General features: G+C 70.8%; 21 protein-coding genes. 11 read left to right on the forward strand and 10 right to left on the reverse strand.

What is annotated here, in order from left to right; all coding sequences use genetic code 11:
• Window positions 1–52 precede the first annotated feature (52 nt).
• Together ACGFRG_RS17970 and ACGFRG_RS17975 are read right to left on the reverse strand one after the other, a co-directional pair.
• On the reverse strand, window positions 53–1,432 hold the full coding sequence (locus tag ACGFRG_RS17970) for an aspartate aminotransferase family protein (protein ID WP_393264863.1): 1,380 nt from the start codon (window positions 1,430–1,432) through the stop codon (window positions 53–55).
• Window positions 1,417–1,977: an Lrp/AsnC family transcriptional regulator gene (locus tag ACGFRG_RS17975; protein ID WP_361420197.1), complete on the reverse strand. Its 561-nt coding sequence runs from the start codon at window positions 1,975–1,977 to the stop codon at window positions 1,417–1,419. The genes ACGFRG_RS17970 and ACGFRG_RS17975 overlap by 16 nt, the downstream gene beginning before the upstream one ends.
• Window positions 1,978–2,193: 216 nt before the next feature.
• Between ACGFRG_RS17975 and ACGFRG_RS17980 the strand changes: the two genes are divergently transcribed.
• Window positions 2,194–3,657: a gamma-aminobutyraldehyde dehydrogenase gene (locus tag ACGFRG_RS17980; protein WP_393264867.1), complete on the forward strand. Its 1,464-nt coding sequence runs from the start codon at window positions 2,194–2,196 to the stop codon at window positions 3,655–3,657.
• 204 nt (window positions 3,658–3,861) lie between these two features.
• Window positions 3,862–5,034, forward strand: a complete 1,173-nt coding sequence (locus ACGFRG_RS17985; RefSeq protein ID WP_393264935.1) for a spermidine/putrescine ABC transporter substrate-binding protein — start codon at window positions 3,862–3,864, stop codon at window positions 5,032–5,034.
• Between the two features lie 54 nt (window positions 5,035–5,088).
• Here the strand turns inward: ACGFRG_RS17985 and ACGFRG_RS17990 are convergent, their stop codons facing one another.
• From ACGFRG_RS17990 to ACGFRG_RS18010, 5 genes are all read right to left on the reverse strand, one after another.
• A complete protein-coding gene (locus tag ACGFRG_RS17990; RefSeq protein ID WP_393264870.1) occupies window positions 5,089–6,300 on the reverse strand; it encodes a serine hydrolase domain-containing protein in 1,212 nt (403 codons plus the stop codon).
• Between the two features lie 174 nt (window positions 6,301–6,474).
• Window positions 6,475–7,146: a response regulator transcription factor gene (locus tag ACGFRG_RS17995; protein WP_361420188.1), complete on the reverse strand. Its 672-nt coding sequence runs from the start codon at window positions 7,144–7,146 to the stop codon at window positions 6,475–6,477.
• A gap of 3 nt (window positions 7,147–7,149) precedes the next feature.
• On the reverse strand, window positions 7,150–8,355 hold the full coding sequence (locus ACGFRG_RS18000) for a histidine kinase (RefSeq protein WP_361420185.1): 1,206 nt from the start codon (window positions 8,353–8,355) through the stop codon (window positions 7,150–7,152).
• Entirely contained in the window at window positions 8,337–9,041 is a 705-nt protein-coding gene (locus ACGFRG_RS18005) for a glycerophosphodiester phosphodiesterase (RefSeq protein WP_361420182.1), read from the reverse strand. The genes ACGFRG_RS18000 and ACGFRG_RS18005 overlap by 19 nt, the downstream gene beginning before the upstream one ends.
• A gap of 20 nt (window positions 9,042–9,061) precedes the next feature.
• Window positions 9,062–10,135 carry an adenosine deaminase gene (locus ACGFRG_RS18010; RefSeq protein ID WP_393264874.1) on the reverse strand — a complete coding sequence of 358 codons (1,074 nt, stop codon included), beginning with the start codon at window positions 10,133–10,135 and terminating at the stop codon, window positions 9,062–9,064.
• A gap of 95 nt (window positions 10,136–10,230) precedes the next feature.
• On the opposite strand from ACGFRG_RS18010, the gene ACGFRG_RS18015 reads away from it, so the two are divergent.
• Complete coding sequence (locus ACGFRG_RS18015) at window positions 10,231–10,977, forward strand: DUF4190 domain-containing protein (RefSeq protein ID WP_361420176.1); 747 nt, start codon at window positions 10,231–10,233, stop codon at window positions 10,975–10,977.
• Window positions 10,978–11,092: 115 nt separating this feature from the next.
• On the opposite strand, the gene ACGFRG_RS18020 is transcribed toward ACGFRG_RS18015, so the two are convergent.
• Entirely contained in the window at window positions 11,093–11,641 is a 549-nt protein-coding gene (locus tag ACGFRG_RS18020) for an NADAR family protein (RefSeq protein ID WP_361420173.1), read from the reverse strand.
• A gap of 181 nt (window positions 11,642–11,822) precedes the next feature.
• Between ACGFRG_RS18020 and ACGFRG_RS18025 the strand changes: the two genes are divergently transcribed.
• The 7 genes from ACGFRG_RS18025 (at window position 11,823) to ACGFRG_RS18055 (ending at window position 19,718) form a co-directional block, all read left to right on the forward strand.
• Complete coding sequence (locus ACGFRG_RS18025; RefSeq protein ID WP_393264938.1) at window positions 11,823–13,364, forward strand: gamma-aminobutyraldehyde dehydrogenase; 1,542 nt, start codon at window positions 11,823–11,825, stop codon at window positions 13,362–13,364.
• 77 nt (window positions 13,365–13,441) lie between these two features.
• The gene (locus ACGFRG_RS18030; protein ID WP_393264878.1) at window positions 13,442–14,692 is read left to right on the forward strand and encodes a spermidine/putrescine ABC transporter substrate-binding protein; all 1,251 of its coding nucleotides are present in this window, start codon (window positions 13,442–13,444) and stop codon (window positions 14,690–14,692) included.
• Window positions 14,693–14,754: 62 nt separating this feature from the next.
• On the forward strand, window positions 14,755–15,909 hold the full coding sequence (locus tag ACGFRG_RS18035) for an ABC transporter ATP-binding protein (protein WP_361420167.1): 1,155 nt from the start codon (window positions 14,755–14,757) through the stop codon (window positions 15,907–15,909).
• Window positions 15,906–16,826, forward strand: a complete 921-nt coding sequence (locus ACGFRG_RS18040; RefSeq protein ID WP_188275340.1) for an ABC transporter permease — start codon at window positions 15,906–15,908, stop codon at window positions 16,824–16,826. Before ACGFRG_RS18035 ends, ACGFRG_RS18040 begins: the two co-directional genes overlap by 4 nt.
• Entirely contained in the window at window positions 16,827–17,621 is a 795-nt protein-coding gene (locus ACGFRG_RS18045) for an ABC transporter permease (RefSeq protein WP_361420162.1), read from the forward strand.
• Between the two features lie 37 nt (window positions 17,622–17,658).
• Window positions 17,659–19,080 carry an FAD-dependent oxidoreductase gene (locus tag ACGFRG_RS18050; protein WP_361420159.1) on the forward strand — a complete coding sequence of 474 codons (1,422 nt, stop codon included), beginning with the start codon at window positions 17,659–17,661 and terminating at the stop codon, window positions 19,078–19,080.
• 170 nt (window positions 19,081–19,250) lie between these two features.
• Window positions 19,251–19,718, forward strand: coding sequence for a hypothetical protein (locus ACGFRG_RS18055; protein ID WP_361420156.1), 468 nt, complete (start codon window positions 19,251–19,253; stop codon window positions 19,716–19,718).
• Window positions 19,719–19,790: 72 nt separating this feature from the next.
• Here ACGFRG_RS18055 and ACGFRG_RS18060 read toward each other — a convergent pair whose 3' ends face one another.
• A complete protein-coding gene (locus ACGFRG_RS18060; protein ID WP_393264883.1) occupies window positions 19,791–20,582 on the reverse strand; it encodes a phosphatase PAP2 family protein in 792 nt (263 codons plus the stop codon).
• A 157-nt stretch (window positions 20,583–20,739) separates the two neighbouring features.
• On the reverse strand, window positions 20,740–22,074 hold the full coding sequence (gene gabT, locus ACGFRG_RS18065) for a 4-aminobutyrate--2-oxoglutarate transaminase (RefSeq protein ID WP_393264886.1): 1,335 nt from the start codon (window positions 22,072–22,074) through the stop codon (window positions 20,740–20,742).
• A gap of 321 nt (window positions 22,075–22,395) precedes the next feature.
• Between gabT and ACGFRG_RS18070 the strand changes: the two genes are divergently transcribed.
• Complete coding sequence (locus ACGFRG_RS18070; protein ID WP_393264888.1) at window positions 22,396–24,774, forward strand: ATP/GTP-binding protein; 2,379 nt, start codon at window positions 22,396–22,398, stop codon at window positions 24,772–24,774.
• The last annotated feature ends 35 nt before the right edge of the window (window positions 24,775–24,809 follow it).

Consider the following 24,809-nt stretch of genomic DNA (forward strand, 5'->3'; position numbering starts at 1 on the left):
GCGCGGCCGGGCCGGTGCGTTTCGACGAATCGCGGGGACGATCCGGGTACCGCTACAGCTTCGTCCAGGCCTCGGTCAGCACCTGGCGCAGCACGCCCTCGATCTCGTCGAAGGTCCCCTGGTCGGAGATCAGCGGCGGGGCCAGCTGGACCACCGGGTCGCCCCGGTCGTCGGCCCGGCAGTAAAGGCCGTTCTCGAAGAGCGCCTTGGAGAGGAAGCCGTACAGGACGCGCTCGGTCTCCTCCTCGTTGAAGGACTCCTTGGTGTGCTTGTCCTTCACCAGCTCGATGCCGTAGAAGAAGCCGTTGCCGCGCACGTCGCCGACTATCGGCAGGTCGTGGAGCTTCTTGAGGGTGTCGAAGAAGGCGCCCTCGTTGTCGAGCACGTGCTGGTTGAGGCCCTCGCGCTCGAAGATGTCGAGGTTGGCCAGGCCCACGGCCGCGGAGACCGGGTGGCCGCCGAAGGTGTAGCCGTGCAGGAAGGTGTTGTCGCCCTTGTAGAACGGCTCGGCGATCCTGTCCGAGACGATGCACGCGCCGATCGGGGAGTAGCCCGAGGTCATGCCCTTGGCGCAGGTGATCATGTCCGGCACGTAGTCGAACTTGTCGCAGGCGAACATCGTGCCGAGGCGGCCGAAGGCGCAGATGACCTCGTCGGAGACGAGCAGTACGTCGTACTTGTCGCAGATCTCGCGGACCCGCTGGAAGTAGCCGGGCGGCGGCGGGAAGCAGCCGCCCGCGTTCTGCACCGGCTCCAGGAAGACCGCGGCGACCGTGTCCGGGCCCTCGAAGAGGATCTCCTGCTCGATCTGGTCGGCGGCCCAGCGGCCGAAGGCCTCCGGGTCGTCGCCGTGGATCGGGGCACGGTAGATGTTGGTGTTGGGCACCTTGTGCGCGCCGGGGACCAGCGGCTCGAAGGGGGCCTTCAGGGCGGGCAGACCGGTGATGGACAGGGCGCCCTGCGGGGTGCCGTGGTAGGCGACCGCACGCGAGATGACCTTGTACTTGGTGTGGTTGCCGGTGAGCTTGTGGTACTGCTTCGCCAGCTTCCACGCGGTCTCGACGGCCTCGCCGCCACCGGTGGTGAAGAAGACCTTGTTGAGGTCGCCCGGCGCGTAGTTCGCGAGGCGCTCGGCGAGTTCGACGGCCTTGGGGTGGGCGTAGGACCACACCGGGAAGAACGCCAGCTCCTGCGCCTGCTTGTAGGCGGTCTCGGCGAGTTCGTGACGGCCGTGGCCGGCGTTGACGACGAACAGGCCGGAGAGACCGTCGAGGTACTTCTTGCCCTTGTCGTCGTAGATGTAGGTGCCCTCGCCCCGCACGATGGTGGGAACGGGCGCGTTCTCGTACGACGACATGCGGGTGAAGTGCATCCACAGGTGGTCGTAGGCGGTCTGGCTCAGGTCCTTGCTCACGGCTATCGGGTTCCCCACATATAGGTCTGCTTCTTCAACTTGAGGTAGACGAAGCTCTCGGTGGAGCGCACGCCGGGGAGGGCGCGGATCCGCTTGTTGATGACGTCCAGCAGGTGGTCGTCGTCCTCGCAGACGACCTCCACCATCAGGTCGAAGGAGCCCGCGGTCATCACCACGTACTCGCACTCGGCCATGGCCGTCAGGGCGTCGGCCACGGGGTCGAGGTCGCCCTCGACGTTGATGCCGACCATCGCCTGGCGCCGGAACCCCACGGTGAGGGGATCGGTGACGGCGACGATCTGCATCACGCCCTGGTCGAGCAGCTTCTGCACGCGCTGGCGCACGGCCGCCTCGGACAGGCCCACGGCCTTGCCGATCGCGGCGTACGGGCGCCGCCCGTCCTCTTGGAGCTGCTCGATGATCGCCAGGGAGACGGCATCGATCGACGTTCCACCGCTGCGACGCGGAGCGTCTCCTTGAGGGGCGGTGGTCGGGTGACGGGCGGGAGATCCGTTCCCGGTTCTGGGGTCTGCGCTTCGACTGGCCACGGAGCCACTGTGCACCCCGACTCGTCTGTCCCGCAACCCCAAAGCGATGAAATTCGTTGTTCCGTGACCTCACAGGAACTGAATCCGAAGTTGCCGGGGGTCGGGTCTGTCGAAATGGTCGCCCGGGCGACTAGGGTGGCCGGGGAGGGGTGTCTCACTCCTCGGACAAGGAACATCAGGCAGGAGATCGGACGAAGGCGTCCGATCCCATCGGACCGGGAGGCCGGCAACGTGACCACCGAACTGCGGCAGCTGCGCAAACTACGCAATTACATTGCCGGAGAGTTCAGGGACGCCGCTGACGGGCGGACCATCGAGGTGGTCAACCCGGCCACGGGCGAGGTGTACGCCACCTCGCCGCTCTCCGGCCAGGCGGACGTCGACGCCGCCATGGCCGCCGCCGCCGCGGCCTTCCCGGCCTGGCGCGACACCACCCCGGCCGAGCGCCAGAAGGTCCTGCTGAAGATCGCGGACGCCTTCGAGGAGCGCGCCGAGGACCTGATCGCCGCCGAGTCGGAGAACACCGGCAAGCCGCTCGCGCTCACCGCGAGCGAGGAGATCCCGCCGATGGTGGACCAGATCCGCTTCTTCGCGGGCGCGGCCCGGCTGCTCGAAGGCCGCTCGGCCGGCGAGTACATGGAGGGGATGACCTCGATCGTCCGCCGTGAGCCGGTCGGCGTCTGCGCGCAGGTCGCGCCGTGGAACTACCCGATGATGATGGCCGTGTGGAAGTTCGCCCCGGCGCTCGCCGCGGGCAACACGGTCGTCCTCAAGCCGTCGGACACCACGCCCGCCTCGACCGTGCTGATCGCCGAGATCATCGGCGGCGTGCTGGAGGAGCTCGGCCACCCCAAGGGCGTCTTCAACGTCATCTGCGGCGACCGCGACACCGGCCGCGCCATGGTCGAGCACCCCACCCCCGCGATGGCCTCCATCACCGGTTCCGTACGGGCCGGCATGCAGGTCGCCGAGTCGGCGGCCAAGGACGTCAAGCGCGTCCACCTGGAGCTCGGCGGCAAGGCCCCGGTCGTCGTCTTCGAGGACGCCGACATCGCCAAGGCCGTCGAGGACATCGCGGTCGCGGGCTACTTCAACGCCGGTCAGGACTGTACGGCCGCGACCCGCGTCCTGGTGCACGAGTCCATCCACGACGAGTTCGTCACCGCGCTCGCCAAGGCCGCCGCCGACACCAAGACCGGCCGGCCGGACGACGAGGACGTGCTGTACGGCCCGCTCAACAACGCCAACCAGCTGAAGCAGGTCACCGGCTTCATCGAGCGCCTGCCCGCCCACGCCAAGGTCGAGGCGGGCGGCCACCGGGTCGGCGACAAGGGCTACTTCTACGCCCCGACCGTCGTCTCCGGCCTCAAGCAGGACGACGAGATCATCCAGAACGAGGTCTTCGGCCCGGTCATCACCGTCCAGTCCTTCAGCGACGAGAAGCAGGCCCTGGAGTACGCGAACGGCGTCGAGTACGCGCTCGCCTCCTCGGTCTGGACGAAGGACCACGCCCGCGCGATGCGCATGTCCAAGTACCTGGACTTCGGCTGCGTCTGGATCAACACGCACATCCCGCTGGTCGCGGAGATGCCGCACGGCGGCTTCAAGAAGTCGGGTTACGGCAAGGACCTGTCGGCGTACGGCTTCGAGGACTACACGCGCATCAAGCACGTGATGACGTCGTACGAGGGCTGATCCCCCCATGCGGTTGCCTCGCGCCCCTTCAGGGGCGCGGGGAACTGCGCGACCAGCCCCCACGGTCCGCAGCCGAAAGCCGCCCACTTCCAGCGGAACGGCTCCGGTCGACACCTTGTCGGGCCAGCCGCGTACGGGTGTACGCAGCGTCCATTGCCCCGTACACGCAGGTCCGGGCATCCTGCCGGGGTGCCAGCGACCCCCATGAACAACCTCTCCCGCCGCCACCTCCTGCGTGTCCTGGGCGGCGGAGCCGCAGCCGCCGCGCTGGCGGGCTGCGGTGTGCCCGCGGCGTACGTCGGACCCGGTGAGCGCGCGGCCCGTGACCGCTCGGCCGCCGAGCACCGGCTGACCTTCGCCAACTGGCCGCTCTACATCGACACCGACGAGCACGACAAGTCGAAGCGGCCCACCCTCGAAGCGTTCACCAAGGCGACCGGGATCTCCGTCACGTACACCGAGGAGATCAACGACAACGACGAGTTCTTCGGCAAGATCAGCCCGGCGCTGATGAACCATCAGGCGACCGGCCGGGACATCATCGTGGTCAGCGACTGGATGGCGGCCCGGTTCGTCCGGCTCGGCTGGGTGCAGGAGATGGACCGCTCCCACCAGTCGAACGTCGCCAAGTACCTGGATCCGCAGCTGACTTCGCCCGCCTTCGACAAGGGGCGGCTGCACAGCGTGCCCTGGCAGTCCGGGATCACCGGCATCGCGTACAACAAGAAGAAGCTCGGCCGCGAGATCAAGCACACCGCCGACCTGTGGGACCCGCGCCTCGCGGGCAAGGTGACGCTGTTGTCGGGCCTCGACGAGTCGTTCGCGCTGCTGATGCAGGGCGACGGCGTCGATGTGACGCGCTGGACCGCCGACGACTTCCACCGGATGTGCGACCGGGTCGAGAAGCAGGTGCGCAAGAAGCAGATACGCCGCTTCACCGGCAACGACTACATCAAGGACCTGTCCACCGGCGATGTGCTGGCCTGCCAGGCGTACTCGGGCGACGTGATCCAGCTCCGGGCGGACAACCCCGACATCGAGTTCGTGGTGCCCGAGGAGGGCGCCGAGCTGTGGGCCGAGTCGATGATGATCCCCGACCTGGCCGCGCACAAGGCCAACGCGGAGGCGCTGATCGACTACTACTACGACCCGCATGTGGCGGCGGAGCTGGCGGTGTGGGTCAACTACGTCTGCCCGGTCCCGGCCGCGCGCGAGGTGCTGGCCGCCTCCAAGGACAAGGACCGGGCCGAACTCGCCGAGGACCCGCTGATCTTCCCGGACGCGACGATGCGCCAACGGCTCGCCATCGCCCGGGACATCACCTCCGAGGAGCGGGTGGAGTTCGCGAAGAGGTGGAACTCGATAGTGGGGCTGTAGAGGCGGCAGGGGCCCGCGAGGGGACCGGCGCCCGTGTGAAGCGGGGGCGGTGGGTCAGGAGGCGTCCGGGGTGCCGAAGGCCGCGATCATGAGCCGCTGGGCCGTGCGGTTCATGTCCGTGCCCTTGGCGTCCGTGGAGTTGACGCTGTAGACGAGGGTCCGCGTCAGCTCGCCGGTGGGGGACACGGCGCCCCCGATCAGGGTGGTGTAGCCCCAGCGCCCGCCCGTCTTGCCCCACACGTCACGGCCGCCCATCCGCAGCGTCGTCAGGCCCGCGCTGTAGGAGGCCCGCTTGCCCGTCTTCATATCGCGCACCGACGCGTCCGGCAGCGTGAACATCTCCTTGAGCAGCGGCCCGCGCACCACATGGCCGGTGAACAGGGCGCGGGTGAAGCGCTCCAGGTCGGCGGTGGTCGAGATCAGATCGCCCGCCGCGAAGGTGTCGCCCTCGCCCCACACCGACACGTCCCGCAGCTGCGAGGAACCGTCCGGCGCGGTGAAGACCTGGTAGCCGTGGTTGTGGCGGCCCCGGATCGTGGTGGCGGCGCCGGTGACGGAGGTGTCGGCGAGGTGGAGCGGCCGCAGGATGCGGCGCGAGAGCTGCTGGGCGAACGATTCTCCGGTGACGCGCTCGATCAGCAGACCGGCGACCGTGTAGCCGATGTTGTCGTAGTGCTGCTTGGTGCCGGGCGCGAAGTCCGGCTTCTGCGCGGTCGCCTCGCGCACCACGTCGGCCGCATCGCGGCTCTCCAGACGGTGCGCGTACCAGTAGTCCAGGCCGTCGCCGCCCGAGCCGACGGACGGGATACCGCTGGTGTGGTTGAGCAGCTGGCGCACGGTGACCTTGTCGTACGCCGCCGGGATCAGATCGGGCAGATAGCCGCGGACCGGCCGGTTCAGGTCGACCCTGCCCTCGCCCGCCAGCTGGAGCACCACGGCCGCCGTGAAGACCTTGGTCACCGAACCGGCGCGGAAGCGGGCGCCGGGGTCGGCCGGGCGGTTGGTCTCGATGTCGTGCACGCCCGTGCTGCCGCGCCAGGTCCCTTCCGTGCCCCCGACCCGTACGAGCGCGGCGGTCGCGTCGGCGCCGGGCCTGCCCGCGTCGGCTATGGCCGCCTTCAGGGCGGCGGTGTCGAGGGAGCCGGTGTCCCGGTGGCTCGCGGCCGGAGCCTGGGCGGCGGCCGGGGAGGCGGCGGTGGCCGGGCCCGCGGCGATCCCCAGGACCAGGGCGGTGGCGATCAGCGTGGTGCGGGTACGGGCGTTCATGGCGTGGCCTCCGTCGGCGGGTCGGTCGTCGTGCTGACGGATTCCATCCTGCTGATCACGGCCGTACGGGGGATCGCCTTGGCGAGCGGTTGTGGGGGACGGGTTTCCTCCCCTGCGCGGGGGAGTACCGGGCGCGAGCCTCCTCCTGGCGGGGGAGGCCCGCGCCTCGGGCTCTCAGGGTCCGGCCGGTGTCCCCGCCGCGATCAGGCCCGTCTCGTACGCGCAGATCACCGCCTGGATACGGTCGCGCAGCCCCAACTTCGCCAGCACATTGCCGACATGGGTCTTCACCGTGTGCTCGGAGACGGTGAGCTCGGCCGCGATCTCGGCGTTGGACAGACCGCGCCCGAGCAGCACCAGCGTCTCGCGTTCGCGCGTGGTCAGGACGTCGAGGCGACCGGAGGCCGGTGCGGGCGCGGCCGCCGGGCGGGAGGTGTACTCGGCGATGAGCCGTCGCGCCACCGACGGCGCCACCAGCGACTCGCCGGCCGCCACCACCCGCACCGCGTGCACGAGATCGTCCCGCCGCACGTCCTTGAGCAGAAACCCGCTGGCCCCGGCGTGCAGGGCCGCGTACACATACTCGTCGGAGTCGAACGTGGTCAGCATGACGGTCCGGCAGGCGCTCTCGGCGCTGATGGCGCGGCACGCCTCGATGCCGTCGGTGCCGGGCATCCGGATGTCGAGCAGGGCGACGTCCGGGCGCAGCCGGCGTACGGCCTCCACCGCGCTCGCCCCGTCGCCGACTTCGGCCACCACCTCGATGTCGTCCTGGACGCCCAGGATCAGGGCGAACCCGCTGCGGACGAGCTCCTGGTCGTCGGCGACGACTACGCGGATCGTCACTCCTCACACCTCCGTGTTCAGCAACAGGGCACCCGTCCTCGGGGTGTCGGGCGCGGGGTGGGGGAGGCTCGCCCGGACCCGGAACCCGCCGTCCGGGCCCGCGCCCGCCCACGCCGTGCCGCCATGCGCGGCCGCGCGTTCGGTGATGCCGATCAGACCGTGGCCCGTGCCGGGACCGGAGGCGGCGCCGGGGCCGCGCCCGTCGTCCGTGACGGTGAGCGTCAACTCGTCCTCCTCGTAGGCGAGGTGGACCGAGATGCGGTCCGCCCGCGCGTGTTTCACCGCGTTCGTCAGCGCCTCCTGCGTGATCCGGTACAGCGCCGTCTCCAGATCCGGCGGCAGCGCCCGGGGTGCGCCCGTCGTCCCGTACGTGACATCCGGGCCGCCCGACGCCACCCGGCCGATCAGGTCGGGCAGTTCCGCCAGGCCCGGCTGCGGGCGGCGCGGGGACTCCGGGGCCTCGCGCAGCACGCCCAGCATCCGCCGCAGCTGCACCATCGCGTCCCGGCCGGTCTCCGAGATCGCCTCGAACGCCGCCTCGGCCCGCTCGGGCGCGGCCCGCACCGCCAGCGGCCCCGCCTCGGCCTGGACGATCATGATGCTGACGGCGTGCGACAGGATGTCGTGCATCTCCCGGGCGATACGGGCCCGTTCCCGCGCCGCGGCCTGCTCGGCCTCGATGCGGTTGGCCCGCTCCAGCTGCGCGGCCCGCTCCTCGACGGCCGCCGTGTACGCCTGACGGGTGTGGGTGAGCCGGCCGAACGCGTACGCCGCACCGAAGACGAGGAAGCTGAACAGCATCTCCCTGACGTCCTGGGTGTTCAGCGCGACCGACGGCGCGATCAGCGCCGCCACCAAGGCCGCCACCCACAATCGCTGTCTGAGGGGACAGAGCGCGGCGACCGTGTAGAGCGCGATCAGACCGGCGTACGGCAGCGGCTGACCCGGCCCGTTCAGCGTGAGCTTGTAGAGCGAACCCGCCGTCAGGACCGCCAGCATCACCCGCACCGGCGCCCGGCGCCGCCACACCAGCGGCAGCACCAGCAAGGTGGTCATGCCGTAGTCCGCCGAGGTCGCCGGGGGCAGCCCGGCCGGGCGCTCGGTCAGGAACGGGATCGTCACCGCGGCCTGCACCAGCAGGGCGAGACCGATGTCGACCACCCATGGGTTCGCCGACCGCAGCCGTGCGGTCAGCCGTCCCCCGTCCAATCCGTACCCCCCGTCAGGACCGCGCGCAGCGCGTCCACCCGATTCGTCGTGATCGAGTCCACGCCCCGCTCGATCAGTTTGCGCATGGTCCGCCGGGTGTCGGCGGTCCACACGGAGACCAGCATGCCGTCGCGGTGCACACGCGCGGCGAGCTCCGAACTCATCAGTCCGAAGCGGTAGTTGAGCCAGCGCGGCTTGACCGCCGCGATCAGCTCCGGGCGCGGCGGCGCCAGCGTCGTCCAGGTGAGCGCGATCTCGGCCGACGGGTCGGCGGCGCGCACCTTCAGCATGGCGTCCGCGCCCGCGCAGTAGTAGACGCGCTCGCTCGCCCCGCACTCCTGCACCATGGCGACCACCGCGCGCACGCACGCCTCGGTCGCGCCCGGCAGATCGAGCATCACCCGGTGCGCGCCCGCCGCCATCAGGGCCGCGCGCAGCGTCGGGATGCCGCCCCGGCTCAGCTCGCGCACATCCTCGTACAGCAGGGAGGAGAGCGGCCGGTCGTGCCCCCACAGCCGGTCCAGCGTGTCGTCGTGCAGCAGCACGGGAACGCCGTCGCGGGTGAGACGGACATCGAGCTCGACCGCGTCCGCGCCGCGCTCGATCGCCGAGTGGATCGAGGGGAGCGTGTTCTCGCGGACGCGGTACGGGTCGCCGCGGTGGGCCACGACAGTCACGGTGCGCATGGGCCCATTGTTGTCGCGCGTTACGGGACCGGCCACTTCATCGTGTACGCGTCGATCTCGGCGGCGAGCTTCGCCTTGCCGGCCGGATCCAGGAAGGATGCCTCGACGGCGTTCTTGGCGAGGTCGGCGACGCCCCGCTCGTCCAGCTCCAGGAGGCGGGCGGCGACCGCGTACTCGTTGTTCAGGTCGCTGCCGAACATCGGCGGGTCGTCGCTGTTGATCGTGACGAGGACGCCGGCCTGCACCATCTCCTTGATGGGGTGCCGGTCGATGTCGGTGACGACACGGGTGGCGAGGTTGGAGGTCGGGCAGACCTCCAGGGCGATCCGGTGGTCGGCGAGGTGCTTCAGCAGATCCGGGTCCTGGGTGGCGCTGGTGCCGTGGCCGATGCGCTCGGCCCGCAGGTCGTTCAGGGCGTCCCAGATGGACTGCGGTCCGGTGGACTCGCCCGAGTGCGGCACCGAGTGCAGCCCGGCGGCGATGGCCTGGTCGAAGTACGGCTTGAACTGGGGGCGCGGGACGCCGATCTCCGGGCCGCCGAGGCCGAAGGAGATCAGACCCTCCGGGCGCAGCCGGTCGGAGGTGGCCAGCCGGGCGGTCTCGGCGGCGGCATCGGGACCCGCCTCGCCCGGGATGTCGAAGCACCAGCGCAGCACGGTGCCCAGCTCGCGCTCGGCCGCCGTGCGGGCGTCCTCGATCGCGTCCATGAAGGCGCGCTCGTCGATGCCCCGGCGGGTGGAGGAGAACGGGGTGATGGTCAGCTCGGCGTACCGGATGTTCTGCCGGGCCATGTCCCGGGCGATCTCGTACGTGAGAAGCCGCACATCTTCCGGGGTGCGGATCAGGTCCACGACCGACAGATAGACCTCGATGAAGTGCGCGAAGTCGGTGAACGTGAAGTAGTCGGCGAGCGCCTCGGGGTCGGTGGGGACCTTCGAGTCGGCGTGCCGGGCGGCGAGTTCGGAGACGATGCGGGGCGAGGCCGAGCCGACGTGGTGCACATGGAGCTCGGCCTTGGGCAGGCCCGCGATGAACGCGTGCAGGTCGGTCATGGTTTCCTCCGCAGCTGGGGCGCTTCGCTCTTCGGGGATCATGTTAGGCGGGGCGGACCCCGCGTCCCAGGCCGGATCCACCGGTCCGGCCCCGGGGCGCGAGCTTTAGCATGTCGGAACCACGATGGGGGAGGCCCATGTCAGACCACCGCGATCAGTCGTCCCGGGACTCCGAGCCCGTGGACCCGTGGGCACCGCCGGAGCGCAAGGTCGAGCTGGACAAGCCGGGGCACGGCCGGACCGTGAGCGACCAGCCGCCGACCGGCCAGGGCGCGCCGGGGCAGGCCGTGCACAACCAGCCGACGGTCACGTCGATGCCGGCCGCCCCCTCCGACGCGACGCCCGCGTCCGGTTACGCCCCGCCCACCACGCCGGTGGGCCCTGCGGGGCCCGTCGGCGGCCAGGGGTGGGCCGGTCCCGTGCCGCCGCCCCCGACCGCGCCGGGCGGCCCCGGCCAGGCGGTCCCGGGCAGCTACGGCTACCCGGCCTACCCCGGATACCCCGACTATCCCGGGTACGCCTACGGGCACCCCGGCTGGACCGGCATGGGCGCCCCGCTGAACGGCTTCGGCACCGCCGCGATGGTCCTCGGCATCCTCTCCGTGGTCCTCTTCTGCCTGTGGGGCCTCGGCATCATCCTGGGCATCCTCGCGCTGATCTTCGGCTTCCTCGGGCGGGGCCGGGCCAAGCGCGGCCAGTCCACCAACGGCGGCCAGTCCCTGGCCGGGATCATCCTGGGCGCGGTCGGCATCGCGGTCAGCGGTGTCTTCCTCGGCCTGATGATCTGGGCGGTGGCCCACAACCACCACAACAACGACGACTCGTCCACGGCGGACGACCCGTTCGCGACGTCCCTGATGGTGGGCGAGGGCGAGGCGGTCTAGGAGGCGGGTCCGGCGCGGGGCGCCTTCGCGGCCTCGGGTGCCTTCACGGTCCCGGAGGCCATCAAGGGGCGCGGGGAACTGCGCGACCAGCCACAGCCGACCCGCACCCGACCAACTACTCCGCGCGCAGCGCCTCACGGGCATCCATGAGGGCGAAGCCCAGAAGGTTCAGCCCGCGCCAGCGCGAGGGGTCATCGGCCGCAGGCGCGTCCGCGGCGAGCCCGATGCCCCAGATCCGGTCCAACGGACTCGCCTCGACCAGCACGCGGTCGCCGGTGGACAGCAGGTACTCCCGAAGCGCCGCGTCGGACCGGAACTTGTGGACGCTTCCCGCCACCACGATCCCGTACCGCTCCCGCTCCCACACCGCGTCGTCGTAGCCGCGGACCAGCCGCCCCGCCTTCTTGGCCACGGCCGCAGAGGTGGCCTCAAGCGCCGCCCGCTCGGCCTCCGCGTCGCCGAACAGCCGCGCCTTGGACGCCATCATCCAGTGCTCGGCCGTCGCGTACTCGACGCCGTCCACGGTGAACGGCGACGGCCACCACTGGCTGAAACAGCTCGGTCCCAGGCTCCCGTCCCGCCGGGGCGTGTGCCCCCAGAAGTGCAAGAACTTGACCCTCTCACCATCCTTGACCTGCGCGATCAAATTGTCGATCTTCTCCATGCACGCGAGTCTGGCATGCGCCACTGACACTCCGTACGGGTATTTACAGCCGGACGCGACACATGGTCGACAGATTCCGTCGCGTAACCAAAAGGCAACAACGGAATCACTTGTTGGCGAGATGCCGCTCTGTCAGGATCGGCACTCAAATCGAGCTGGAGCTACGGAGACCGTGAGCGAGATGGGCAACAGCAGCAGCGGCGAGAGCAGCAGCGAGCGCGTGGGCCGCTTCCCGGCGCAGGACCGTTTCGAGGCAGGCGCGCAGTACATCGCAGGGCGGCTGCGGCCGGGCACCTCCGGGCGCGAGCAGCAGGTCGTGGACCCGGCGACCGGCGAGGCGGTGTACACGTACGAACTGGCGGGCACCGCCGATGTGGACGCGGCCGTGGCGGCCGCCAAGAAGGCGTTCCCGGGCTGGGCGGGGGCGACCCCGGCCGAGCGCTCCGACGCGCTGCACCGCTTCGCCGGTGTCCTGGCCGAGCGCGCCGAGGAGTTCGCGCAGGCCGAGTCGTTGCAGTGCGGCAAGCCGATCAAGCTGAGCCGGGAGTTCGACGTTCCGGGCACGATCGACAACACCGCCTTCTTCGCCGGTGCGGCCCGCCACCTCCAGGGGCAGTCGGCCGGCGAGTACTCCGGTGACCACACCTCGTACGTACGCCGTGAGGCCATCGGTGTCGTCGGGTCCATCGCGCCCTGGAACTATCCGCTCCAGATGGCCGCCTGGAAGGTGCTCCCGGCGATCGCGGCCGGGAACACCATCGTCCTCAAGCCCGCCGAGATCACCCCGCTGACCTCGCTGCTCTTCGCCGAGGCCGCGACCGCCGCCGGGTTCCCGGACGGCGTCGTCAACATCGTCTGCGGGGCGGGCCGGGACGCCGGGGAGCATCTGGTCGGGCACCCCGACGTCGTGATGACCTCGTTCACCGGCTCCACCCCGGTCGGCAAGCGGGTCGCCGAGATCGCCACCGGCACGGTCAAGCGCCTGCATCTCGAACTCGGCGGCAAGGCCCCCTTCGTCGTCTTCGACGACGCGGACCTCGAAGCCGCCGTCCACGGAGCGGTCGCCGCCTGCCTCATCAACTCCGGCCAGGACTGCACCGCCGCCACGCGCGCGTATGTGCAACGGCCGCTCTACGACGCCTTCGTGGCCGGGGTCGCGGACCTCTTCGCGACCGTCCGCGTCGGCGACCCGTTCGATTCGGCGACCGATCTCGGCCCGCTCATCAGCCATGTCCACCGCGACCGGGTGGCGGGCTTCGTCGAGCGGGCCCGCGCCTACGCGCGCGTGGTCACCGGCGGCGCGGCGCCCGAGAACCCCGGCGCCTTCTATCTCCCGACCCTGATCGCCGACGCCGCCCAGGACAGCGAGGTCGTCCAGTCGGAGATCTTCGGGCCGGTCCTCGTCGTGCTGCCCTTCGACGGTGACGACGAGGGCATCGCGCTCGCCAACGACACCCCGTACGGCCTGGCCGCCTCCGCCTGGAGCCGGGACGTCTACCGGGCGGGCCGGGCGACGCGGGAGATCAAGGCGGGCTGTGTCTGGGTCAACGACCACATTCCGATCATCAGCGAGATGCCGCACGGCGGCTTCAAGGCGAGCGGCTTCGGAAAGGACATGTCGGCGTACTCCTTCGAGGAATACACGCAGGTCAAGCATGTGATGTACGACAACACCGCGGTCGCCGCGAAGGACTGGCACCGCACGATCTTCGGGGACCGATAACCATCCGTTTGCGGCTTGGCCGCGTGCCGGGCGCCTGACCAGCGGCCGTCACCTCCACCCGGAAGGGCATACAGCGCATGGAGCAGTACGAGCCGGACCGCCTCTCCGCGGCCCAGGCGGCCGCCATACGGCGCTCTCTGACCAGCGGCCGGGGCGCGCTCACCCGCCGCTCGGTGCTGCGCGCCACCGGATTCGGCGCGCTCACCGTCGGTTCGCTCGCGGGGCTCACCGCCTGCGGCATCCCGGCCGCCAAGCGGTCGGACGGCACGGCCTCGGCGTCCCACGACCACTCGGCCACCGAGAAGGAGATCAACTTCTCCAGCTGGACCGAGTACATCGACGTCAGCGACGACAAGAAGCACCGGCCGACGCTGGAGGCGTTCACCAAGCGCACCGGGATCCAGGTCAAGTACACCGAGGACATCAACGACAACGTCGAGTTCTTCGGCAAGATCAAGCCGCAGCTGGCGGCGGGCCAGGACATCGGCCGCGACCTCATCGTGCTCACCGACTGGCTGGCCGGGCGGCTCATCCGGCTCGGCTGGGCGCAGAAGCTCGACGCGTCCCTGCTGCCGCACGCCTACGCCAACCTCTCCGCCTCCTTCCGCAGCCCCGACTGGGACCCGGGCCGGGCCTACTCGTATCCCTGGACCGGCATCCCGACCGTCATCGCGTACAACTCCAAGGCGACCGGCGGCAAGAGGGTCGACTCCATCTCGCAGCTGCTCGACGACCCCTCCCTGAAGGGCCGGGTGGGCTTCCTGACCGAGATGCGCGACACGATCGGGATGACCCTGCTCGACATGGGCAAGGACCCGGCGAACTTCGCCGACGCCGACTTCGACGCGGCGGTCGGCCGGCTCCAGAAGGGCGTCGACACGAAGCAGATCCGGCGCTTCACCGGCAACGACTACACCGGCGACCTGGACAAGGGCGACCTCGCCGCGTGCGTGGCCTGGGGCGGCGACATCACCCAGCTCCAGTCCGACAACCCGGACATCAAGTACGCCGTCCCGGCGGCCGGTTACATGCTCTCCAGCGACAACCTGCTCATCCCGGCCAACGCCCGCCACCAGGCCAACGCCGAGCGGCTGATCGACTACTACTACGAGCCGCCGGTCGCGGCCAAGCTCGCCGCGTTCATCAACTACGTCTGCCCCGTGGACGGCGTACGCGAGGAGCTGGCCAGGATCGATCCGAAGCTGGCGGAGAACACGCTGATCCTCCCCGACAAGGCGATGGCCGCCAAGGCCCACTCCTTCCGCTCGCTCAGCAGCGCCGAGGAGACCGCGTACGAGCAGAAGTTCGGCAAGCTCATCGGCGCGTGACAGCGGCGCCCGCCCTCCCCCCACTTTCCCCTCAGCCCTCTCCACCCCTGGGATCGCAACCCATGACTGACGACAAGAACGACGGCGGCGACGTCCGCCTCACCGGGATCAGCAAGACGTACGGCTCGTTCACCGCTGTCCATCCGCTCGAACTCACCGTCCCGCAGGGCTCGTTCTTCGCCCTGCTCGGCGCCTCCGGATGCGGCAAGACCACCACCCTGCGCATGATCGCCGGCCTGGAGGAGCCCACCACCGGGACCGTCTTCCTCGGCGACAAGGACGTCACCGACCTGCCGCCGTACAAGCGGCCGGTGAACACCGTCTTCCAGTCGTACGCGCTCTTCCCGCACCTCGACGTCAGCGAGAACATCGCCTTCGGGCTGCGCCGGCGGGGCATCAAGTCGGTGAAGAAGCAGGTCGACGACATGCTGGAGCTCGTCCAGCTGGGCGACTTCGCCAAGCGCAAGCCGCACCAGCTCTCCGGCGGCCAGCAGCAGCGCGTGGCGGTCGCCCGCGCGCTCATCAACCACCCCCAGGTGCTGCTCCTGGACGAGCCGCTCGGCGCCCTCGACCTCAAGCTGCGCCGCCAGATGCAGCTGGAGCTCAAGCGCATCCAGACCGAGGTCGGCATCACCTTCATCCACGTCACCCACGACCAGGAGGAGGCCATGACCATGGCCGACACGGTCGCGGTGATGAACGGCGGGCGCGTCGAGCAGCTGGGCGCCCCGGCCGACCTCTACGAGAACCCCAGGACCACGTTCGTGGCGAACTTCCTGGGCACCTCCAACCTCATCGAGGCCGAGGTCGTCGCCACCAGGGGCGAGGACGTCGTCGTCACGGCGGGCGGCGCCAAGCTGACGCTGCCCGGCGGGCGATGTTCGGCCCCCGCCAAGGACGGCGGCAAGATCCTCGTCGGGGTGCGCCCCGAGAAGATCTCGCTGGCCCACCGGGACGACGAGTCCGCGATAGCGGACGGCCGCAACCGCGTCCCGGGCACGATCGTCGACTCCTCCTTCATCGGCGTCTCCACGCAGTACGTCATCGACTCCCCGGCGGGCTCCGGCCTCGCGGTCTACGAGCAGAACATCGAGCGTGACACCCGCCTGGTGCCCGGCGCCGAGGTCGTCCTGCACTGGAACCCGGCGCACACCTTCGGCCTCGATGCGGCGCAGGCGATCGACGCGGGCGTGGAGAAGGTCGAGGGCGCCGCGTGAGCGCCCTGACCGAGGCGCCCCCGGCCGCCGACCTCCCCGTACGCAAGGCGTCGGCGCGCAAGCGCCTGGTGCCCTACTGGCTGCTGCTGCCCGGCATCCTCTGGCTGATCGTCTTCTTCGCGCTGCCGATGGTCTACCAGGCATCGACCTCGGTGCAGACCGGCTCCCTGGAGAAGGGCTTCCAGGTCACCTGGCACTTCCAGACCTACTGGGACGCCTTCAAGGAGTACTACCCGCAGTTCGTGCGCTCCCTGCTGTACGCGGGCACCGCGACCGTGCTGTGTCTGCTGCTCGGGTATCCGCTCGCGTATCTCATCGCCTTCAAGGCGGGCCGCTGGCGCAATGTGATCCTGGTGCTGGTCATCGCGCCGTTCTTCACCAGCTTCCTGATCCGCACGCTCGCCTGGAAGACGATCCTGGCCGACGGCGGACCGGTGGTGCACGCGCTCAACACGCTGCATGTGCTGGACGTGACGAACTGGCTGGGCTGGACCGAGGGCAACCGCGTGCTCGCCACGCCCATGGCGGTGGTCTGCGGACTCACGTACAACTTCCTGCCGTTCATGATCCTGCCGCTCTACACCTCGCTCGAACGGATCGACCCGAGGCTGCACGAGGCGGCCGGCGATCTGTACGCGACCCCCGCGACCACCTTCCGCAAGGTGACGTTCCCGCTTTCCATGCCGGGTGTCGTCTCGGGCACGCTGCTCACCTTCATCCCGGCGAGCGGCGACTACGTGAACGCCGAACTGCTCGGCTCCACCGATCAGAAGATGGTCGGCAACGTCATCCAGTCGCAGTTCCTGCGGGTCCTCGACTATCCGACGGCCGCCGCCCTCTCCTTCATCCTGATGGCGATCGTCCTGGTCATGGTCACCGTCTACATCCGCCGAGCCGGGACGGAGGACCTGGTCTAAATGCGCTGGCTCCGACGCAATGTGATCGTGATCGCGGGACTGCTGACCCTCGCGTACTTGATCCTGCCGAACGTCGTCGTGATGGTGTTCTCGTTCAACAAGCCGAACGGGCGCTTCAACTACTCCTGGACGCGGTTCTCCACCGACGCCTGGCAGGACCCCTGCGGCGTCGCCGACATGTGCGGCTCGCTCTCGCTCTCGCTGCAGATCGCGACCTGGGCGACGGTCGGCGCGACCGTGCTCGGCACGATGATCGCGTTCGCCCTGGTCCGCTACCGGTTCCGGGCGCGCGGCGCGATCAACTCGCTGATCTTCCTGCCGATGGCGATGCCCGAGGTCGTGATGGCCGCCTCGCTCCTCACGCTCTTCCTCAACCTGGGCGCGCAGCTCGGCTTCTGGACCATCCTCATCGCGCACATCATGTTCTGCCTGAGCTTCGTGGTGACGGCGGTCAAGGCGCGCGTGATGTCGATGGACCCGCGCCTTGAGGAGGCCGCGCGCGATCTCTACGCGGGACCGGTCCAGACGTTCGTCCGGGTCACCCTGCCGATCGCCGCCCCCGGAATCGTCGCGGGCGCGCTGCTCGCCTTCGCGCTCTCCTTCGACGATTTCATCATCACCAATTTCAACGCGGGCTCCACCGTGACGTTTCCCATGTTCGTCTGGGGATCCGCCCAGCGGGGCACGCCCGTTCAGATCAATGTCATCGGTACGGCGATGTTCGTCATCGCCGTGGTGGTGGTCGTCGCCGGCCAGCTCGTCGCGAACCGGCGCAACAAAGGTGCAAAAGCCTAAGCAACAACTGCCGAACCCTTCGAGGGAGTTGGAAATCATGGCCGCAACCCGAGCCATGAGCAGTGCCGCAGCCCAATCACTCACGGACGCCCAGCCCGTCCCCTTCTGGCTGGAGGACCCGGGCAGGCCCGGTGCCCACCCCGCGCTCGCGGGCGACGAGCGGTGCGATCTGCTCGTCGTCGGCGGCGGCTACAGCGGACTGTGGACCGCGCTCCTGGCCAAGGAGCGCGACCCGCAACGCGATGTCGTGCTCATCGAGGGCAAGGAGATCGGCTGGGCCGCGTCGGGCCGCAACGGCGGCTTCTGCGCCGCCTCCCTCACCCACGGCCTCGGCAACGGCCTGGCCCGCTGGCCCGACGAGATGCCCACCCTGGAACGGCTCGGCGCGGCCAACCTCGACGCCATCGAGGCGGCCGTCGCCCGCTACTCACTGGACTGCGACTTCGAGCGCACCGGCGAGATCGACGTGGCCACCGAACCGCACCAGCTCGACGAGCTCCACGAGATGTACGAGGAGGCGGTGGGGCTCGGCTTCGAGGGCCTGGAACTCCTGGACCGGGACGCGATGCGGGCCGAGGTCCACTCGCCGACCTTCCTCGGCGGCCTCTGGGACCGGCGCGGCGTCGCCATGCTCCACCCCGCCAAGCTGGCCTGGGGCCTGAAGCGCGCCTGTCTGGAACTGGGTGTACGGATCTACGAGCACACCCCCGGCCTCGACCTGGTGTCGGCGGGACCGGGCATGGCGGTGCGCACCCCGTACGGACGCATCCGCGCCCGCCGGGTGGCGCTCGGCACCAATGTGTTCCCGTCGCTGGTCAAGCGGGTGCGCGCGTACACCGTGCCGGTCTACGACTACGCGCTGATGACCGAGCCGCTGAGCGCCGGGCAGCTGGCCTCGATCGGCTGGAAGAACCGGCAGGGCCTGGGCGACTCGGCCAACCAGTTCCACTACTTCCGGCTCACCGCCGACCACCGCATCCTGTGGGGCGGATACGACGCGGTGTACAAGTACGGCGGGAAGGTGCGGGCCGAGTACGACGACCGGCCCGCCACCTATCTGAAGCTGGCCGAGCACTTCTTCGACTGCTTCCCGCAGCTGGAAGGGCTGCGTTTCAGCCACACCTGGGGCGGCGCGATCGACACCTGCTCGCGCTTCTCGGCCTTCTTCGGCACGGCCCACGGCGGCAAGGTCGCCTACGCCGCCGGATACACCGGCCTCGGCGTCGGCTCGACCCGCTTCGGGGCGGACGTGATGCTCGACCTGCTCTCGGGCGAGCGCACGGAACGCACGGAGCTGGAGATGGTCCGCAAGAAGCCCCTCCCGTTCCCGCCGGAGCCGGTCGCCTGGGCAGGCATCGGCATCACCAAGTGGGCCCTGGCCAGGGCGGACGCGAACGGCGGCCGCCGCAACCTGTGGCTGAAGGCGATGGACAGGGCGGGCCTGGGCTTCGACAGCTGAGCGGGTTGCCACCTACCCCGCCCCCCCCGTGGAGCGCCCGGCGCACAACCGGCGGATCTTGACGCGCCAAATTCACTACCAACAAGTAGCGAAACCCGCGTCATAGCCGAGCCCCACCCCGCTCTCCACCCGTGACCGCATCACCGCGCTCACGGAAGGAAGACCGGGAGATGCATGGCTCGGGAGCCAAGACAGCAGTGGAATGGCTGGCATCGGTCGCGCCGGATCCCGACGCCTGCCGGTGGGAGTGGGAGCGCAACCCCCTGGGGGTCGCGCTCCTCCCCGCCGGCAGGCGCTGGGACGTACTGATCCTGCCGGGCGAGCTGGGGCACCCCACGCTCGACGTACTGACCCGCCTCATCGACCACCCCGGGCCCGTCCTCGCCGACTTCGGCGACGCGCGCCTGGGGTTCTTCGTGCCGCCGGGCACGGCCGCGCGCTGGCTCGGCACCGGGGTGCGGGGGGCCGGTCAGGGCACCTGGATCGTGGTGCCGTACCCCGGGCGGGTCTCCGGCGGGGTGCGCTGGCTGATCCCGCCGGACGGCTCGGGCAACCTCACCGACCCTTCGCTGCTCGAACTCGCGATGCACGAGGCCGCGGCCAGGATCGCGGGGGAGGGGCGGGAGGGGTGGACCTGAAGGGGACGGCAGGGCACTGCCGACCGACGCGGACCAGCGGACCAGCGGTTCAACGGTTCGACGGCGGGCAGTTCACCGGGAACTTCGACGCATACCCATCGAGGCGACGATCAGCAGCACCCCGCACAGGCAGCCGCTGGCCAGCACGTCGAGCGGCCAGTGGTAGCCGTGCAGCACCAGACCCGTGCCGGTCGCCGCCGTGAGGACCCCGGCGACGACGGGCAGCACCCAGCGCCTGCGTACGTGCGAGGTGAGGAGCAGCGCCGAGACGCCGTACGCCACCATCGCCGTCGCCGTGTGGCCCGACGGGTAGTAGCCGGTGTCGCTGGTCAGCGGGCCCGCGCGGTCGGTCCAGGTCTTCAGCGGGACGACGAGGGCGGGCACGACCGCCATGGTCAGCGCCGCGATCAGCGCGGTCGCCCGGGCGCCGCGCCACAGCGCGTAGCCGAGAGCGAGCGCGAGCACCGGAAGGGCGACGGGCATGCTGCCCAGATCGGCGAGGACCTGCGCCAGGGGCTGGGGGCCGCGCCCCGCGAGATGGTGGTCCAGGCGCTCGTCGAGGCGGCGCAGCGGGCCGTCGGCCACGACCTGCCAGGTGATCACCGCGAAGAGGGCGGTGAGGGCCGCGAGAGCGGAGAAGAGGAAAGCCGGCCGCCCCGGAACAGGGGGGGAGGTTCCGGGACGGCCGGTTCGACCGGTGTGCCGTGCGCCCCGGGGGGTGTGGGGCGTACGGCCATCCGATCGGTGAGGAATTCCGGAGCCAGAGGCTCCAGCGGTGTGCGCGAGGGCACGACCAGAACGAGGCTGGGGATGCGCCGCCCTGGAGCCGTCCGCAGTCTCCTGCGGGCGAGGTGTTTCTCTCATCTGCAGAAACCGTACGGCACGGAAGCGGGGGACCGACAGCCGGAACTCCATCCCGCCATCGGCCCCCCACACCTTCTTCACAGGCTCTGGCCGCGGCTGCGCTCAGCGCGTCCCCGGCCCGTCATCGGAGCGCCTTCAGAGCACCCTCCGAGCGTCCTCAGAGCGCCGAAAAAGCCTGCTCGATGATGTCGAGGCCCTCGTTGAGCAGGTCCTCGCCGATGACCAGCGGCGGCAGGAAGCGCAGCACGTTGCCGTAGGTGCCACAGGTCAGGACCAGCAGGCCCTCCGCGTGGCAGGCCTTGGCCAGCGCGCCGGCGGCGGCCGCGTTCGGCTTCTTGCCGTCCCGGTCCTCGACCAGCTCGATGGCGATCATGGCGCCGCGGCCACGGATGTCGCCGATGATGTCGAACTTCTCGGCCATGGCGGCGAGGCGGCCCTTCATGACCTCCTCGATGCGCTTGGCCTTGCCGTTGAGGTCGAGCTCGCGCATGGTCTCGATCGCGCCCAGCGCACCGGCGCAGGCCACCGGGTTGCCGCCGTAGGTGCCACCGAGGCCGCCCGCGTGCGCGGCGTCCATGATCTCGGCGCGGCCGGTCACGGCGGAGAGCGGCAGACCGCCCGCGATGCCCTTGGCGGTGGTGATCAGGTCCGGGACGATGCCCTCGTCCTCGCAGGCGAACCACTGGCCGGTGCGGCAGAAGCCGGACTGGATCTCGTCCGCGACGAAGACGATGCCGTTGTCCTTGGCGAACTGGGCGATCGCGGGCAGGAAGCCCTTGGCGGGCTCGATGAAGCCGCCCTCGCCGAGCACCGGCTCGATGATGATCGCGGCGACGTTGTCGGCGCCGATCTGCTTGCTGATCATGTCGATGGCCTGCGCGGACGCCTCGGCGCCGGCGTTCTCGGCACCGGTCGGCCAGCGGTAGCCGTAGGCGACCGGGACGCGGTAGACCTCGGGCGCGAAGGGGCCGAAGCCGTTCTTGTACGGCATGTTCTTGGCGGTCAGCGCCATCGTCAGGTTCGTACGGCCGTGGTAGCCGTGGTCGAAGACGACGACGGCCTGGCGCTTGGTGTACGCACGGGCGATCTTGACCGCGTTCTCGACGGCCTCGGCGCCGCTGTTGAACAGCGCGGACTTCTTGGCGTGGTCGCCCGGGGTCAGCTCGGCGAGCTGCTCGCAGACCTCCACGTAACCCTCGTACGGCGTGACCATGAAACAGGTGTGGGTGAAGTCCGCGAGCTGGGCGGCGGCGCGGCGCACGACGGCCTCGGCGGAGGCGCCGACCGAGGTCACGGCGATGCCGGAGCCGAAGTCGATCAGGCGGTTGCCGTCGACGTCCTCGATGATGCCGCCGCCCGCGCGCGCGGTGAAGACGGGCAGCACGGAGCCCACGCCGCCGGCCACCGTCTCCAGACGGCGGGCCTGCAGCTCCTGCGACTTCGGGCCGGGGATGGCGGTGACGACGCGGCGCTCCTGCGGAATCGCGCTCATGAGGGGCTCCCTGGATGATCGGGGGTGTTTGCGGACGCGGGGTGTTTTGGACGCTTCCTTGGCTTTCTTCGCAGGCTAGGGGGCGGGGGCAGGTGCTGGCATGCTCCGTTGGGGAGTGGTGCGGTGGATTCGTTGTCCTTGGCGGACATAGCGGGGCGCCGCTACGCGGATGCGTTGTCGTTCGGCTGCGGGCCGTCTTGGGTTGCTCGCGCAGTTCCCCGCGCCCCTTTTGTGGGCGCGGTAACGCTCGTGTGGCCACAAGTCCGCTTAGATTGGGCTGGACTTGGTTACGGACCTGGCTGGTCAGGGGGCAAGGGGCCGATGGACACCGAAGGTACGCACGACGCACGCGGCATCGAGGCGCGGCCGGTGCCGCGTCCGGCCGCGCCGCCGCCCGTTCCGGCGCTGCCGCCCGCGTTTCCGCCGCAGCCCGCCCGGCCGCCCGCCGTACGCCCGTCGCTGGTGGAATGGCTGCGCACCCCGCGTGCGGCCGCCGAGCCGGGGCTGTGGCGGTACGGGCACCGGCCCCGGGCCCAGGACGACGCGCACCGGGTGCCGGACCGGGCGCTGATCAGCGGCGCCCTGGTCGCGCTGCTCGCGGCGGTCCTGGTGTGGTCGCTGTGGCGCAACGGGTACGTGCCGCGCAGCCGGGTCCCCCTTGAGCTGTTCACGCCGACGGACTGGTGGGTGGGTCTGCACCGGCGGCCCCCGGCGGCCCTGACCGCCCTCGCCGCGTACAACAGCCTGGTCGCCGGTGCGGTGATCTACGGGTTCGGGCATCTGGGCAACTGGCGCGAGATCTTCCGCCGGTACGCGGTGGAGCACCCGCAGCCCGCGCGCGCGGTGCGCACCGCGCTGGTCGCCGGGGCCCTCGTATGGTTCCTGATCTGGGCGGACGACTATCTGCCCTTCTACTCGCTGGCCATCGGCGTGGTGCCGCACTCGTGGATCTTCAGCGACGACCCGGTGGCCACCAAGGACGCCATCGACACGACGACGACCGTCTACCACGTAGTGGTAGCGGTGGCCGTGTTCTGGTTCTGCGGGCGGGCGGGCGACTGGCTGGGGCTGTGGCGCGAACGCACCGGCCGTGCCCCGGTCCGCAGCGGTTCTGCCGCGACCGCCGCACCCGCCGAGAGCCCCGCCGACTGGCCGCAGCTGCGCGCGGCCGGGCAGTCGGCGGCCGCCGACCGGCTGGCCGCCGACGCCGACAGCGGCCGGATGAACGACGTGGACTGCGCCCGTATCCGGCGCGCCTGGACGTCCGTCGTGGCCGACCCGGGCCGGCTGGCCGCGTTCACGGACGCGGTGCTGCGCGACGGGGCGCGCGCGTGCCTGCACCCGTCCGGGGAACGCGACCTGCCCGCCCGGACCGCCACCCACGACCTGCTCACCGCACAGGTGCGGCTCGGCCGGTTCGCGGAGCTGGAGAACAACCCGCCCGCCCGCCGGGGCGCGGGCGCGGCCCTCGACCCGGCGGCGCTCGGCACCTCGCTGCTCGCCCTCGGCCCCTCCGGCGCGGGCAAGACCCGCCATCTGGTGCGGCCCGTCGTCGAATCCCTGGCCCTCCAGGCGCTCGCCGGACAGGCCGCCGTGGTCGCGGTCGGCGCGGCGGGCACCCCGCTGGGCGCCGACGAGGCGTACGACGTGATCGTGCGGCCGGGCGACCCGCAGTCCGAGTACGACCTCGACCTCTACGGCGGCACCGACGACCCGGACGAGGCCGCCGCGCTGCTCGCCGAGGCCTGCGCCGGGGATCTGCCGGACGCCGACGTGCGGCGGGCGGCGACCGCGCTGGCCCAGCTGCTCGGGCCGTACCGGGCCGCGTACGGCCGGTTCCCCACGGTGGCGCAGCTGCGCGAGCTCCTGGACGGCTCGGGCGACACGTTCGCGGCGCTGCGCGCCGATCTGGACCGCGCGGCGCACCCCGCGCTCCACCGCGAGCTGGAGGCGCGCGCACGACAGGCCGACATCCCGGGCGAGCCGGGCCTGGTCCTCGCCGACCGCCTCGCGTGCCTGGACCGGCCCGCGTTCGCCGCCTTCTTCGACACCACCGGCCACACCCGGCCGTTCTCGCTGCGCGCTCTGGAGCACCCCGTACGGGTGAGGGTCGATCTGCCCGAGCGGGCGCACCCGGAGGCCGCGCGGCTGCTGAACCGGCTGCTGCTCGCGCAGTTCACGACGAGCGCGGCCGCCCGCCGGGACCGCTCGCTCTTCGCCTGCCTGGTCATGGACGACGCCACGCACGCGGTGACCGCCGGTTCCGTACGGGCGGTGCAGCGGCTGCGGCAGGCCAACGCCGGGGTGCTGCTCAGCCTGCGGGCGCTCGCGGACGTGCCCGAGCGGCTGCACACCTCGCTGCTCGCGGCGGTCGGCTGCCATATGGCGTTCCGGGGCGTCACCACCTGGGACGGGCAGCTGCTCTCCCAGCTGTGGGGCACCGAGTGGATCGAGACCACCGAGGTCGCCCGGCACGCCGTCTTCGCGGATCAGCCGCTCACGCGCGCGATGCACGCGCTGCGCAAGCTGGCCACCGGGAAGCCGGTGACCCGGGACGCGGTCACCGTGCGCAAGGTGGAGCGGGAGCGCTGGTCGGCGTCGCAGCTGGCCCACCAGGTGCCCGCCGGGCACGCGGTCCTGTCGCTGAGCGACGTACGGGGGGAGCACGCGCCGCCGCTGCTCGTGGATCTGCGGGGCTGAAGCGTACGTACCCGTTTCCGGGGGCTCGGGCGGGG

The sequence above is a fragment of the Streptomyces sp. NPDC048696 genome, assembly GCF_043198895.1.
In the GTDB taxonomy this organism is placed as follows: Bacteria; Actinomycetota; Actinomycetes; order Streptomycetales; family Streptomycetaceae; genus Streptomyces.